The following is a 12664-nucleotide window of genomic DNA, read 5'->3' as shown; positions in this document are numbered from 1 at the left end:
GTTAAATTTATTTACCGATTAAATGCTATGTTATTTTTTTTCAGTAATTCGATAACATATTTCACTGGGATCGCATAGGTAATACCGCTTGGATTACTAATCACTCCTTCTTTAGTTTTTTGCACAAAAACTTTATTAATCACGCCTATCACGCGGCCAGTATCAATGTTGTATAATGCGCTGCCACTATTACCAGGATAAGCCGTGGCATCTAGCTGATACACTAAATAGGGATCGCGTAATCGTTTTAGCATGGCAATATTAATCTGCCTTGCATCTTGCACAGGGGCAATAGTCGGTGTGATGCTGGCAATGATGCCGCGATGTGTTACTGGATATAAGCCCAAAACCGCACCAATAGGAAAACCAGTAAAAGCGACGTCACTTCCTTCTGCAGAGTATTCATGACTCGCCAGTTGCATCGCTGGTAGGGGTTGTCCTTCCACCGCCAACACAGCTAAATCATATTTGCGAGAAAAATCCACTAACCGAGCTTTTCTCACTTTAGCATTTTTGCCTAAGCCAACAAAGACAGCGAGTTGTTGTAATAATTTCACATCAAGTTCATTAGCAACAACATGATAATTAGTAACCACATAGTTACCATTACCCACAACAAACCCAGTGCCCATTAACTGGTTCTGAGGCCTTCCTGTTGGCGTATGCACACCAACACCGACTACCGAAAGTTTGATCTTAGCTAACGTGGTAACTAAATCCCCCCAAGCACTGAAATTTACTACAAATAGTAATGTTACCAATAAACTCTTGTACACCTTCATTTTCCTTAAAAAGATTAATCGTAATATTTTTGTGCAGCTTTCCTGATCCTTTACCATAATAATATAGGTAACAATAAGTTAGTATGACTGATAAGTGAATATCATGGAAAAGAAAAAAATTGTGCCCATCTTAGCAGGGGGAGGGACTCGACTACCGGCCCATGCAGGCATTTTACAAGCGTTAGAAGAATATAATATTGACTTTGACAATATTGTTGGCGTCTCTGGTGGCAGTATCATTAGTAGCCTATATGCATCTGGCCTCACGCTTGCTGAGGTTAAGCACATTGCACTTAATACTAACTATAATCAGTTTCGAGAATTTTCATTAATTAAGCTCATCCGAAATGGCGGATTAAGTTCTGGCGATGTATTTGAGCGCTGGATTGATCGATTACTAGACGGAAAAACCTTTAAAGAAATGGATTATAACCTACATGTTGTCGCGACTGATGTAGCTCGCGGTAAGCCAGTCATCTTTAATAAGGAGCAAACCCCTGACGTTAAGGTATCGCTAGCTGTACGCTTTTCAATGTCAATTCCACTGGTATTTAGTTTTAAAAAATTTAAAGATCACTTAATGGTCGATGGTAGTATCCTATCCGAAGATGCCCTGCACCGTGACTGGGCGGATGATGGCACCCCCGTCATTTGTTTTAGACTAAAAGGTGACTACGAATATGATGAAGTGAAAACCAATGGCATCTTTCCAATTGTGCAATATATCAGTTTATTAATACGCACCTTTATGACCACCATCTCTCGTGAATATATTAATGATGCCTTCTGGCATAACACTGTGGTGATCAATACCGGTACTTCGTCAGCCGTAGACTTCACCATGACACCCGCTCAAAAAGAAGCCCTTTATTTCAAAGGTTACCACACCGTAAACAAAATATTACCGATGAAAATCCGCAGCTTATAACAAATAAATTACCTAACAATTAAACAAACTGAGAGCAGATAATTTTTTATCATTATCACTCAGTTATCGCTAGTTTAATTAAATTATTATCGTTACAATGAAAATATTGTTAATTTTTTGTAGCAGATAATAATTTAAACATTTGCTTGGAGTTAGAATGGAACAGATATCAAATGCCAAAGTTGCTGTCATCGGGCTAGGCTATGTAGGATTACCTCTTGCAGTTGAATTTGGAAAGAAATTTAACACGATAGGTTTTGATATTAATCAGGCACGTGTCGCGGAATTAAATCAAGGCTTTGATCGTACATTAGAAGTAGAAAATGAAGAACTTACCTCAGCTAAACAACTTAAATGCTCAAACCTACCTGAAGATATTCAAGGATGTGATTACTATATTGTAACTGTCCCAACTCCAATAGATGATCATAAGCAACCAGACTTAACTCCCCTGAGAAAAGCATCTGAACTATTAGGAAAAGTCATTAACAAAGGAGCAACTGTTATCTATGAATCAACAGTTTACCCTGGAGCAACAGAAGAAGCTTGTGTCCCTATTTTAGAACAAGTGTCTGGGTTAGTGTTTAATCAAGATTTTTTTGTCGGTTACTCACCAGAACGAATTAATCCCGGCGATAAAACTCATCGATTACCTAGCATACTAAAGGTAACCTCTGGTTCAACTCCTGAGGTGGCAGAGAAAGTAGATGCTTTATATCGTACAATTATTACCGCCGGCACCTATAAAGCATCATCAATTAAAGTCGCAGAAGCAGCAAAAGTTATCGAAAATACTCAACGCGACGTTAACATTGCCTTAATTAATGAGCTATCCATCATATTCAACCGTTTAGGCATAGACACCTTAGAGGTGCTTGAAGCTGCAGGCACTAAATGGAATTTCTTACCTTTTCGCCCTGGCCTAGTCGGTGGACACTGTATCGGTGTCGATCCCTATTATTTAACACATAAAGCACAGGCAGTTGGCTACCACCCAGAGATGATATTAGCGGGCAGAAGACTCAACGATAGTATGGGTGAATACGTCGTTTCACAGCTTGTAAAAGGCATGTTAAAAAAACGCATTCAAGTCGAGCAAGCCAATGTACTGGTGATGGGCCTGACCTTTAAAGAAAACTGTCCTGACTTACGTAATACTAAGGTTATCGATATTGTTCGTGAACTTAAAGAATATAATATTAATGTCGACATTGTGGATCCACTATGCGCTAGCGAAGAAGCAGAACATGAATACAGTGTTTCACTTACCGAAGTGCCCAAAGAGGATCACTATGATGCGATAGTATTAGCTGTAGCTCATGACCAATTTAAATCTTTAGGTATCGAGAAGATCAGAGCTTACGGTAAGGCTAACCATGTATTGTACGATCTAAAATGTATTTTAGATAAATCTCGTGTCGATATGCGTTTGTAAGTTTCATAATATAATAGGAAAAGTTTGTGACTAAGTTTGAACAAGTTAAGCAAGATCTTCTTCATCAACCGAAAACTTGGCTAATTACTGGCGTTGCTGGTTTTATAGGCTCAAATTTATTAGAGCAACTATTAACCCTGAACCAAACAGTCATAGGGCTTGATAATTTTGCTACTGGCTATCAAAAGAATTTAGATGAAGTTTGTGACATCGTTTCAAATGAACAGTGGCAGCGTTTTACCTTTATTGAAGGGGATATTAGAGATTTTGATACCTGTCTCTTGGCCAGTAATAATGTTGACTATGTTTTACACCAAGCGGCTCTAGGTTCTGTACCAAGATCCATCGCAGATCCGATTACGACAAATTCAGCGAATATTACCGGTTTTCTCAATATGCTAGAAGCAGCGAAACAAAATAATGTCAGTAGTTTTGTTTATGCGGCAAGTAGCTCAACATACGGCGACCACCCCGCGCTGCCAAAAGTGGAAGAAAATATCGGCAATCCCCTATCACCTTATGCGGTAACAAAGTACGTTAATGAATTATACGCAGATGTCTATGCGAGAACATATAATTTCAAATGCATAGGTTTACGATATTTTAATGTCTTTGGTCGTAGACAAGATCCCGATGGTGCCTACGCTGCCGTGATTCCAAAATGGACAGCTGCCATGATCAAAGGTGAACAGGTCTATATCAATGGTGATGGCGAAACTAGCAGGGACTTTTGCTATATTGCGAATACCGTACAAATGAACATTCTTGCTGCCACAGGGGCTGATGGAGCCAAAGCCCATGTATATAATGTCGCAGTAGGAGATAGAACTACCTTAAATGAACTTTTTGATTCAATAAAAAACGCATTAGCCACCAACAAAGTCAACGTCAGCAAAAAAGCTGAATATAGAGACTTTAGGCAAGGTGATGTCCGTCACTCTCAGGCAAATGTAGATAAAGCACGTAAAAACCTTGGGTACCAACCATCCCACCGTATCAAAGATGGAATAGCTGAAGCCATGCCATGGTACTTAAAAAATGTAAACTAATTATATCGTAATAATTATTCTCTGACGTTAATGATTTACCACGGTAGTTATCTATACTGTACTAGTAACATTTAAAGTAATTACCAAAAAAGTGAGCTACCTGGGAGCAAAAAGCTAAATGAGTTGGAGCAAAAAACTCTTGAATACACCTGTTGTGGGTGAAATGACCAAGAAAATAGTGTCAATGAAAGTAAATCATGACGCTAAAAATATTGCTGAGCATTTTACACAGTTTTTAGCTCCGGAAGTCGCCTCCACACCAGAGTTAAGAGAAGAAGTGTTTCGAATTCGCCATAATGTTTATTGTGAAGAATTAGCATTCGAACAAATCAAAGAAGAAGGACAAGAAAAAGACGAGTTTGATGATCAGTCTATTTTCTCAATGATCAAACACAAGCCTTCTGATATTTATACCAGTTGCGTGCGTGTTGTGCAGTCTCGTAATAATGATGAATTGTTACCTATGGAAAAGTACTGTCTAGACGCTATTCAAAATAAAGAGTTGCATCCTAGTAATTTTGCAAGAAATGAGATTTGTGAAATATCCCGACTAGCGGTAAAAGCAGATTTTAGGCGACGTGCAACAGATAAATTTAAAGGTTCTGCTACTGGTGCCATTAGTGAATCTACCTATTCAGAAACTGAGCTACGTTGTTTTCCTTTTATTGCTATCGGTTTGTATATGGCGGCCGCCACTATGGCAATCAATACAGGCATGAACCATGTATACGTTATGATGGAACCAAGGCTTGCTCGCAGCATGAAATTTGTCGGGATAAAATTCATTCAAATTGGCGAGGCCATTGACTATCATGGGCTAAGAGCACCTTACTATATTAACCCCAACATTTTCTTAGAAAATTTAACGCCTGGGTTTTCAGCGTTATTCCTATCAATTAGAGAAGACATTTGCCAACAATTACCAAAAATTAACTAAGTCTAAAAACATCGTTTGTTTGATAAGAATATTAAGTATCAGCAATTTCTATGTGGCACTTTTCAAATTTATCTATCATTATATTGATAAATTAACTTTTACAATCAATAAGGGCTAATATGTTCAACTACCAACAAGCATTCTCTCGCAATATTGGTTGGGTAACTGAGCACGAACAGCAGCAATTAAAAAATAAACGAATAGCAATAGCTGGAGCAGGCGGTGTCGGTGGTGTTCACCTGCTAACCTTAGCTCGTTTAGGTATATCAAACTTTAATATTTCAGATTTTGATGACTTTGAAGTCCATAACTTCAACCGTCAATCTGGAGCATTTATGTCTACCTTAGGCCAACAAAAAGTTGATGTGATGGAAAGAATGGCAAAAGATATTAACCCAGAGGCAGATATCATTTCATTTCCTGAAGGTGTTTTTGAACATAATGTTGATGATTTCTTAGAAGATGTTGATTTATATGTTGATGCTCTTGATTTTTTTGCACTCTCCGCAAGAAAGACAGTTTTTCAAAAATGTTATGAAAAAAATATTCCTGTCGTCACCGCGGCCCCCTTAGGCATGGGATGCGCACTTCTATGTTTTATGCCGGGAAAAATGACTTACGAACAATACTTTCGTTTCAATGACAAGAGCAATGAACAAGATCAACTAATTCAATTTTTAATAGGGCTATCTCCAGCAATGTTACAGCGTTCTTATCTGGTTGATGAATCGAGAGTGAACTTTAAAGAAAAGAAAGGCCCGTCAACGCCAATGGCTGTGAGTTTATGCGCGGGGATCACAGGGACATATGCGCTGAAAATATTATTAAATCGTGGAGATGTTATTTGTGCTCCTCATGGTTTACATTTTGATGCTTATCGTAATAAATTTGTCAAAACGTGGCGTCCTCTTGGCAATGCTGGCATCATACCAAGAATTATGTTTAAGATTGCTAAAAAAATTGTCAATCAGTAAACTATTTCAATAACAAAATAATTTAACCGATATTAATTTATTTAGGTTTTATCTATGAAAGGAATTCAGATGAGAATCACAGCCTTACCCCCTCTTTTTTTTACCTTTGTCATATTGCTTTGGGGATGTACAGAAAACAAGGACAACGATTCATTATTGGCTGATGCTAAGGCTTTCCTTGAGAAAGGTGAAGTAGCTACTGCAACTATCAACCTAAAAAATATATTACAGAAAAACCCAACCCATAGTGAAGCAAGGTACTTGCTAGGTAAAATATATTTAACAAATAATAATTTTTTAGCTGCAAAAAAGGAATTGAGACATGCCATTGCTGAAAATCCAGCGCATGAAAAGGCAATATTAACTCTTGGTCAAACATACCTTTCACTGACCCAACCTCAAGAAATTATTAACCTATTATCAACCCGAACATTTCAAACAACTGAAAATAATATCAGATCTCAAATTTTGCTTGCCCAAGCTCACTTACATTTAAATCAACTAGAGCAAGCAAAGGAATTAGTTAATTCAGCAGTTTCTGCCGATAATAATTCAAAGTACAGTCTTTTCGGTCAAGCACTGATTGCTGCTTATGAGAAAAAAACAAATCAGGCACTTATATTGCTTGACTCATTGATGGAGTCGTATACAGATTTTGTTGATGCTATTTTACTAAAAGCAAGTGTCCTAAGTAATGATCATCAATATCAACAAGCTGCTAAGACCTACTTGTTATACTACCAAAAGAAACCACAGAATTTCGCAGTCAGAACTTTAGTCGCTCATAATTTAATTAAAGCAGGCGATTATAAAGCGGCAAAAATACATATAGATGCATTAAGAAAGATTAATGATAAACATCCAACTATCAATACTCTAGCCTCTCAGATTGCCTATGTAGAGCAAGACTTTTCTTTAGCAAAAACATTAGCTAATCAAGTATTTAATGCCACTAATAGTGGCTTAGCACAAATGATATCAGGCTTAAGTAGTTATCAATTAGGGGAATTTGAGCAAGCTTATTATCAGCTTAATGCTATTACTGATAGCTTACCTAAGAATCATCAAGTCAATCGTATACTTGCTATTTTGCAAGTAAAATTAGGCTATACAGATGAACTTGATGAAAGTCTAGGAGCCTTCTCTGATGACGCTTCTTTTTTTGCAGATTTAGGAAGTGAATATGTTAATTTAGGAGATACAGAAGCGGCTAAAAAAATGTTTAACTCTGCTTCAAATTTAGCTCCTAATAATGCACAACTTAAAACTTTCTTGGGAATAATAAAACTAGCTAAAGACGATGACTCTGGAATAAAAGAGCTACAAACTGCTGTAGAATTATCTCCTAAATCTGCGATTGCAAATATAGCGTTAGCTATGAACCATGTAAAACAGGGAGAAATTAACAAGGCTCAAGAAATAGCGAATACCTGGCTAGAAAAAGACCCCAATAGTATCTCAGGTTTAATCTTAAATGGTAACATTGCTAATCACTCAGGTGATAAAGAACAAGCTATCGGATTTTTCAAACAGGCACTGCACCTATCGCCGACCAATATTATCCCCGTATTTAACTTAGCAGTAATCGCTGCTGAAAGCGGAAACATAGCCGAATCAAATGCATATCTGGACCAACTTTTTGCAATCGACCTTGAGTATCCTTATGCCTACAGATTAGCTATTAATAATGCTATCAAACAAAACAATGAAAAGCTCTTAGAGGGCAAATTACATGCCCTTATTGACTCTAACCCTTCAGCTATCTGGCCAAGAATAATTCTTGCTCGTCGCTTCAATGCAACTGGCATGTACAACAAAGCAGAAAAACTATTAGCACAGCTTACCAATTTCAAAGTGTTGCCTAACGCGTATTTTAAGGCAGTTCAAAATACGCTAACAAAAACGAAAAAATTTGATCAATTAATCCAAACTTTTACGCAATGGCAACAGGCACAACCAAACAATGCGAGCGCATATTTAAGCCAAGTCAAACTACTCGAACGATTAGGTAAATACCAAGATGCTTTAACTATCACTCGTGACGCTCTTACGTCAGAACCCTTGAAGCAAAACTTTCAATTGAAAGCACTTGAGGCTTACTATCTATTAGCAACCTCGCAATACTCTCTAGCTGAAAAAGAAATAAGACGATTATCTGCATTACAGCCAGAACACGCTTTTGTTCTTCGTTTACAGGGGCAATTAGCTATGGCTAAATCTAATTTTGATAAAGCAATACATTACCTTCGCAAGTCTTATCACTCAAACCCTAAAGATGAAACAGCTTTATTTTTAGTGACGTCATATCGCAATATAAAAGAGACGCAAAAAGCTGCGTTTTTAATGGAACAACTCGTTAATAAACACCCGAATAACATCGCCTTTAAAAAATTACTCGCTGAACTTTACATAACAACATCGCCAAATAAAGCAATAATTTCATACGAGAACTTATTAAAAACATCCCCAAAAAGCACAACCATACTCAATAATTTAGCTTGGCTATATTATAAAGAAAATAAACTTAGTATCGCTAACTCATATTCACAAAAAGCAGTAGAGTTAGCACCAAATAATGCTGATATTCTAGATACGTACGGTGTTATTTTAACAAAACAGAACAAGTTAGATGATGCTATTAAGGTATTAATTCGAGCAAATCAGCAAAAGCCTAATGATCAACAAATATTGACTCACTTATCATTAGCTTATAAAGCAAATAATCAACCAGAATTAGCAGAAAAGCTGTGAGTTCTCGCCATCAATATAATATTAAAGTGATAATTAAGTAGACATTCTTTATGTTAATCACAAAAAGTCATCCATTACTGATTGTACTACTAATATTTTTAGCTGCAGGAGTTAGCCAATATCCCATTATTGAAAATATTTGGCAGTTTAGCTTTGATGATGGCACATACTCACATGCGTATTTAATCCCATTTATTACTGGTTTTCTTTATTGGCAATTGTATAGAGATGGATTACTTGTTTATCAAGAAAGACTACGGCCATTATTTATCATCATGTCACTAACAATCATGTTAGCTCTGATTATATTTACTATTGCTCAATTCACTACTGGCTATCGCATTTCCTTTATCCTTTTTTTGTCATCTTTGATTGCGCTTATATTCCGACCGTCAATTAAAGTACTGTTTCCAAGCTTGTTTTTAATTTTTTTAGTACCAATATGGGGGGTATTAACTACACCGTTACAAGAATTATCTACTTTAGCAGTAACTTTAATAATGCAAGTTACTGGAATTCCTATTTTTGTTGAAGAAAACCTCATTACTATTCCTGCAGGGATTTTCGAAATTGCAGGGGGCTGTAGTGGATTGAGGTACCTATTAGTATCTCTTGCAATATCTTCACTTTATACCTTTCTTTATATCGATAAATTTAAGCCCGCTGTGCTTTTTGTTGTATTTGCTATTTTAGGCGCACTATTAACTAATTGGATCAGAATCACAGCACTTATTTTAATTGGTCACTATACCAATATGGAAAGCGAGTTGATGACCGATCACAATACTTTCGGCTGGTATCTCTATATCCCTTTTATGTTATTGTTATTCACCTTTGGACAAAAATATTGTCAAAGTAGTGGTTCCATTAACATTGATAAACCACAGAAACGAGCTGCAAATTGGCAAAATCTAGCAACTACAACTTCAATAGTAATAATCAGTTCACCAGTGATAATCAATAACACGATTTATCAACAAAGTAACTTCAATCTCGACCATTGTGATACTGTGCAGTATGTAAATGATCTTCCATTACCAATCGTAGTTTCCGAGCATAGAAAATGCAGTTATCGTGTTCAAAGCACTCTCAAATATACATATTTATTTAACGGTAAAAAACTAGGGCAGTCTGTTAACTATTTTGAAAATAAGTTCACTCCTCAAAACTATAAGGTATCCCAAATTAAAAACACCAAAGAATGGAACACTATGACAGTTAGAAACAAAAATAGTGCTTATTTTATTGAGTACCAATTTATTGCTGGTAACAAGGCAACAAGTAGTTTAACAAGCTTAAAGAAAATAAAAATTTTAAATGCCCTCAAAGGAATAGGTGATACACAATTAGTCTGGCATATAACGCCGCTACCACAGTAAGGGCTTTTTAATTGGACCAAATATTTTTGTCAGATTTTTTTACACACATAAAAAAAACGTTTCAGCATAACCATGCAAGATGATGATAAATAACAAATAAATAGTTTTGGCATGTTAACTGCTTTAGATTAAGAAACGAACCAAACTAATTTATCGCTAAGGAAAGAGCATGAATTCAAAATTAAAAGTCTGCGCATCTATATTAGCAGCATCAATTTTATCAAGTACTGCTTCTGCCGGTGTCGTTACCGAGTGGACTTACAGCAACCAAGCAGGTTTCCTTAATTGGACAGGCACAACTGACTCATACGGTGATACCAGTTGGACTGATGATGATGTCGCAGCAAGTGGAGACTCTACTGGCGGCGGTACAAATATACTAGATACTAACCTAGATACTATTGTTGACGGTAGCGATACTTCTTTAGCTACAATGTTAGAGTGGGGTACTCCTGGCTTTGATGGCAATGGCCAAAAAAGCAGCTTAGTTATCGATAGCCCTGTAAATGACACTTTGACTACTAATGATTGGAGTTGGGCGCAAGGTACTGATATTACACACAATAACTACAAAATCACAGATGATGAACTAACAAATGCGACAGTATTAGATGGATTAGCATTAATCCCTTCATCATGGGATGCTTTTGGTGATGATGAGAACCTTTTGATTGACAATGCTCCTTACTTCGCTCCTCAATTAGCATTTGGCATTAACTTCTTCGAAACACCGAACCAAGCAACAAACTGTCCTGATGGTTTTGCAAATGGTGTTGGCAGTAATATAAATGGTTGTGGTGATATTTTCCAAATAACTGGTTTAGATCAACTTCAATTACCAATTAACATTGGTGATGACTTTATAGAGTTTACAGTCCCATTTGTTTTAATGGGCGCAGATAATCAACCACTTGAAGGTTGGGGTGATACAGTATATTTAGTAACTACTCGTTTATCAGGTCTACAAACATTAGAGTCTGACGAGTGTTTTAATGATAATGTTAATACTTCTTGTCCATATGGGTTTGTAACTATTGAAGAAGATGCAAATCAACTGGCTGCTGAATTTAAAATCCGTACAGTTCCAGAGCCTTCTACAATCGCTATTTTTGGTTTAAGCATAATTGGCTTTAGCCTATTAAGACGCAAAAAATCTTAAGTAGAACGTCTTTTATAAAAAACCGACGTAAGTCGGTTTTTTTTTGCAAAAAATAAACACCTAGTCATATTTTTCTATATTATACCAACACATAAATTATCAAATATAATTCCATTAATGAGCATTTTATTTTTTCTAAGCCTGACACTACTTATATATACCTTCGTAGGGTACCCTGCCATTTTAAAGTTAGTTAAATCTGAGAAAACATCGCCTCCTATCAAAGATGAAAAATTACCCGAGTTAACCGTTCTTTTATGTATATATAATTCAGCAAATCAATTGGCTAGCAGAATTGAAAACATTCTAGCTAGCGACTACCCATCAGCGAAGCTCAATATTCTTGTCGTTTCTGATGGCTCCACGGATAACCCAGAACGAATAATTGACAAGCTAAATACCCCCCAAATCACCCTCTTGCAATACCCTGAGAATAAAGGAAAATCATACGCACTCTCATATGCTTTTCAGCATGTATCAACAGAATATATTGCTTTCACTGACGTTCGCCAGTCATTTAAAAGTGATGCACTAAAACTACTTGCTCATAATTTATCTTCAGAAAAAATCGGAGCTGTCAGTGGAAACTTAGTCATTACTTCTAAAGCAAATAACGAGGAAACAGGTTTATACTGGAAGTATGAAAAGTCTATTCGCCAAAAAGAAAGTGATCTAAATTCACTTCTTGGAGTAACTGGTGCTATTTATATGGCAAAAACTAAACTTTTGCCTAATTTACCACATGACTCTTTATTAGATGATATGTACATTCCTCTCTCAATGGTACAACAAGGCTATAAAATCAAGTTTTGTGAACAAGCAATTGCTTACGATAAAGCGTCTGGTACTATTGAAGAAGAGTTTACTCGAAAAGTAAGAACGTTAGCGGGAAATTATCAATTAATAAAACAAATGCCATGGTTACTTTCACCAAAAAAGAATCCTTTATTTTTTCAGTTTTTATCACATAAGATTGCAAGGCTTATAATGCCTTTTGCACTTATTAGTTTATTTGTTTCCAGCTTTTACCTAGACTCACCTACTCAACCAATATTTATTACAACTCAGATTGTTTTTTACGTTTACACGCTATTAGGCTATCTCACTAAAAATAGTAATACACAGCTTCCTTTAATCAATACCTGCATCAGCTTTTGTAGTCTAAACCTTGCTGCGTTATTAGCCTGTTGGAAATACCTTACAGTAAAAGATATAACTAGCTTATGGAAAAAGCATTAAACACAGCAATAAGAGTTGAACACAAACTTTA

Annotated in this window: 10 protein-coding genes; 9 read left to right on the top strand and 1 reads right to left on the bottom strand. The window is 36.3% G+C overall.

What is annotated here, in order from left to right; genetic code table 11:
• Nucleotides 1-11: 11 nt before the first annotated feature.
• Nucleotides 12-776 carry a serine protease gene (locus IV514_RS01225; protein WP_346776883.1) on the bottom strand — a complete coding sequence of 255 codons (765 nt, stop codon included), beginning with the start codon at nt 774-776 and terminating at the stop codon, nt 12-14.
• A gap of 109 nt (nt 777-885) precedes the next feature.
• Between IV514_RS01225 and IV514_RS01220 the strand changes: the two genes are divergently transcribed.
• The 9 genes from IV514_RS01220 (at nt 886) to IV514_RS01180 (ending at nt 12633) form a co-directional block, all read left to right on the top strand.
• The gene (locus IV514_RS01220) at nt 886-1710 is read left to right on the top strand and encodes a patatin-like phospholipase family protein (protein ID WP_206483098.1); all 825 of its coding nucleotides are present in this window, start codon (nt 886-888) and stop codon (nt 1708-1710) included.
• A 157-nt stretch (nt 1711-1867) separates the two neighbouring features.
• A complete protein-coding gene (tviB, locus tag IV514_RS01215; protein WP_206483097.1) occupies nt 1868-3145 on the top strand; it encodes a Vi polysaccharide biosynthesis UDP-N-acetylglucosamine C-6 dehydrogenase TviB in 1278 nt (425 codons plus the stop codon).
• A 26-nt stretch (nt 3146-3171) separates the two neighbouring features.
• The gene (locus tag IV514_RS01210; RefSeq protein ID WP_206483096.1) at nt 3172-4194 is read left to right on the top strand and encodes an NAD-dependent epimerase/dehydratase family protein; all 1023 of its coding nucleotides are present in this window, start codon (nt 3172-3174) and stop codon (nt 4192-4194) included.
• A gap of 118 nt (nt 4195-4312) precedes the next feature.
• The gene (locus IV514_RS01205; RefSeq protein ID WP_206483095.1) at nt 4313-5131 is read left to right on the top strand and encodes a PEP-CTERM/exosortase system-associated acyltransferase; all 819 of its coding nucleotides are present in this window, start codon (nt 4313-4315) and stop codon (nt 5129-5131) included.
• A gap of 119 nt (nt 5132-5250) precedes the next feature.
• A complete protein-coding gene (locus IV514_RS01200; RefSeq protein ID WP_206483094.1) occupies nt 5251-6105 on the top strand; it encodes a ThiF family adenylyltransferase in 855 nt (284 codons plus the stop codon).
• Between the two features lie 54 nt (nt 6106-6159).
• The gene (gene prsT, locus IV514_RS01195; protein ID WP_206483093.1) at nt 6160-8856 is read left to right on the top strand and encodes an XrtA/PEP-CTERM system TPR-repeat protein PrsT; all 2697 of its coding nucleotides are present in this window, start codon (nt 6160-6162) and stop codon (nt 8854-8856) included.
• 50 nt (nt 8857-8906) lie between these two features.
• Nucleotides 8907-10235 carry an exosortase gene (xrt, locus tag IV514_RS01190; protein ID WP_206483092.1) on the top strand — a complete coding sequence of 443 codons (1329 nt, stop codon included), beginning with the start codon at nt 8907-8909 and terminating at the stop codon, nt 10233-10235.
• 169 nt (nt 10236-10404) lie between these two features.
• Nucleotides 10405-11394: a THxN family PEP-CTERM protein gene (locus IV514_RS01185; RefSeq protein WP_206483091.1), complete on the top strand. Its 990-nt coding sequence runs from the start codon at nt 10405-10407 to the stop codon at nt 11392-11394.
• A 117-nt stretch (nt 11395-11511) separates the two neighbouring features.
• Nucleotides 11512-12633, top strand: a complete 1122-nt coding sequence (locus IV514_RS01180; protein ID WP_206483090.1) for a glycosyltransferase — start codon at nt 11512-11514, stop codon at nt 12631-12633.
• Nucleotides 12634-12664: the final 31 nt, after the last annotated feature.

Source organism: Thalassotalea sp. G2M2-11 (assembly GCF_017168195.1).
In the GTDB taxonomy this organism is placed as follows: Bacteria; Pseudomonadota; Gammaproteobacteria; order Enterobacterales; family Alteromonadaceae; genus Thalassotalea_E.
The sequence above is the reverse complement of the archived record's forward strand: the minus strand, read 5'-3'. Positions and strand labels throughout refer to the sequence as shown.

Bases quoted from the DNA above. Each gene is read 5' to 3' on its own strand.
- IV514_RS01220 (WP_206483098.1), top strand. From the start codon at position 886: ATGGAAAAGAAAAAAATTGTGCCCATCTTAGCAGGGGGAGGGACTCGA.
- tviB (WP_206483097.1), top strand. From the start codon at position 1,868: ATGGAACAGATATCAAATGCCAAAGTTGCTGTCATCGGGCTAGGCTAT.
- IV514_RS01205 (WP_206483095.1), top strand. From the start codon at position 4,313: ATGAGTTGGAGCAAAAAACTCTTGAATACACCTGTTGTGGGTGAAATG.
- IV514_RS01200 (WP_206483094.1), top strand. From the start codon at position 5,251: ATGTTCAACTACCAACAAGCATTCTCTCGCAATATTGGTTGGGTAACT.
- prsT (WP_206483093.1), top strand. From the start codon at position 6,160: ATGAAAGGAATTCAGATGAGAATCACAGCCTTACCCCCTCTTTTTTTT.
- xrt (WP_206483092.1), top strand. From the start codon at position 8,907: ATGTTAATCACAAAAAGTCATCCATTACTGATTGTACTACTAATATTT.
- IV514_RS01185 (WP_206483091.1), top strand. From the start codon at position 10,405: ATGAATTCAAAATTAAAAGTCTGCGCATCTATATTAGCAGCATCAATT.
- IV514_RS01180 (WP_206483090.1), top strand. From the start codon at position 11,512: ATGAGCATTTTATTTTTTCTAAGCCTGACACTACTTATATATACCTTC.